Raw genomic sequence first — 1,819 nt, 5'->3', positions numbered from 1 at the left:
GCCACGCCGCCGGTGGGATGGTCGCCAGCCGAAGCCGCGCCCGCCGCACCGATCCAGCCGGGCTCGCCGACCGCCGTGGTGCGGCCGTTTTACGATCAGGTCGGACTGGAGATCGATCCGGCCGAGCGAAGCGATTTCATCGACCCGGCCAAAACCGTGCTCGACAAGAGCGACGCGTTGCGCAAATCCGGGCAGGGCGAGTGCCTCGACCCCAACATGGCGCTCGACAATGCCGATTACGACAAGGCCGAGATCGACAAGAGCCTGAAGACGCTCGAGGCGATCAACGGCGACCAGGCCAAGGTCATCGTCGCCTTCGTCATATCGGGCAACCCGCACCGGCTGGAATGGAAATTCAAGAGGGTCGACGGCGACTGGAAGATCACGGACCTATTGTCGGTGACCGGCGAATGGGCACTCAGCCAGTATCAGTGCGAATGATGAGCGAGCTCAACCCCGCCCGCGATAAGGCGCTACCCCGGTGTCGGGCAGCCAGGCGCCTTCGGGCGGAGCGCCGGTTTGCCAGAACACATCGATCGGAATGCCGCCGCGCGGATACCAATAGCCGCCTATGCGCAACCACAGCGGCTTGGTTGCCGCCACGATGCGGCGGCCGATCATTACGGTGCAGTCTTCATGGAAGGCGCCATGGTTGCGAAACGAGGTCATGAACAGCTTGAGCGACTTCGATTCCACCAGAGCCGCGTCGGGTGCATAGTCGATGACGATATGGGCGAAGTCCGGCTGGCCGGTGACTGGGCACAGCGAGGTGAATTCCGGGCAGGTAAAGCGCACGATCGCCGGCGGGCCGTCGCCGCGCGAAAACGGTACGGTCTCCAGGACCGCTGCTTCGGGGCTTTGTGGCGTCTCGACGTGCGCGCCGAGCTGGGTGAGGGTTTTGGTGTCGATCATGGGCGCTATCCTTGTCGCATGCGCCCGGAGTGCGTGCGGGACGACATGCTTGAAAACGAATTTTGCCGCTCATTAGCACAATTTGAAACCGCAGGAAGACGATGACCAGCAACGATCCGCTTCTCCAGCCCTACCAGCTCAAACACCTGACGCTGAAGAACCGGGTCATGTCGACCAGCCATGAGCCGGCCTATTCCGAGGACGGCATGCCGAAACAGCGATACCGGCTCTACCATGCCGAGAAGGCCAAGGGCGGCATGGCGCTGACCATGACCGCCGGCTCGGCGATCGTCTCGCGCGACAGCCCGGCCGCTTTCGGCAATCTGCATGTCTATGACGACAGGATCGTGCCATGGCTGGCCGAGCTCGCTGACGCCTGCCACGAGCACGACTGCAAGGTGATGATCCAGATCACCCATCTCGGCCGCCGTACTGGCTGGAACAAGGCCGACTGGCTGCCGGTGCTCTCGGCCTCGCCGGTGCGTGAGCCGGCGCATCGCGCATTCCCGAAGACGATCGAGGACTGGGACATGGAGCGCATCGTCGCCGACTATGCTTCAGCCGCCCAGCGCTGCGAGGCCGCCGGCCTCGACGGCATCGAGTTCGAATCCTACGGCCATCTGATGGACGGCTTCTGGTCGCCCGCCACCAATCATCGCGACGACGAATTCGGCGGCTCGCTGGACAATCGCCTGCGCTTCACCAATATGGTGCTCGATGCCGTGCGGTCAGCCGTTGGCGACAAATTCGTCGTCGGCATCCGCATGGTCGCCGACGAGGATTTCGAAAAAGGCCTGTCGAAGGCGGAGGGGATCGAAATCGCCAGGCGGCTGGCGGGCTCCGGCAAGGTCGATTTCCTCAACATCATTCGGGGCTCGATCGAGAGCGATGCGGCACTGACCAAGGT

The 1,819-nt window shown here is 63.4% G+C and carries 2 protein-coding genes and 1 pseudogene; 2 read left to right on the top strand and 1 reads right to left on the bottom strand.

What is annotated here, in order from left to right; translation table 11 throughout:
* A partial coding sequence (locus EOD15_RS33745) for a hypothetical protein (RefSeq protein WP_127409268.1) occupies nt 1-441 on the top strand: 441 nt, incomplete at its 5' end.
* A 9-nt stretch (nt 442-450) separates the two neighbouring features.
* On the opposite strand, the gene queF is transcribed toward EOD15_RS33745, so the two are convergent.
* A complete protein-coding gene (gene queF, locus EOD15_RS33740) occupies nt 451-912 on the bottom strand; it encodes a preQ(1) synthase (protein ID WP_010915503.1) in 462 nt (153 codons plus the stop codon).
* 101 nt (nt 913-1,013) lie between these two features.
* Here queF and EOD15_RS33735 point away from each other — a divergent pair.
* Nucleotides 1,014-1,819, top strand: a pseudogene (locus tag EOD15_RS33735) (N-methylproline demethylase); the annotation flags it as partial.

The organism is Mesorhizobium sp. M7A.T.Ca.US.000.02.2.1, from assembly GCF_003996995.1.
Taxonomy (GTDB): Bacteria; Pseudomonadota; Alphaproteobacteria; order Rhizobiales; family Rhizobiaceae; genus Mesorhizobium.
This window is presented reverse-complemented; position numbering and strand designations above follow the sequence as displayed.

Bases quoted from the DNA above. Each gene is read 5' to 3' on its own strand.
- queF (WP_010915503.1), bottom strand. From the start codon at position 912: ATGATCGACACCAAAACCCTCACCCAGCTCGGCGCGCACGTCGAGACG.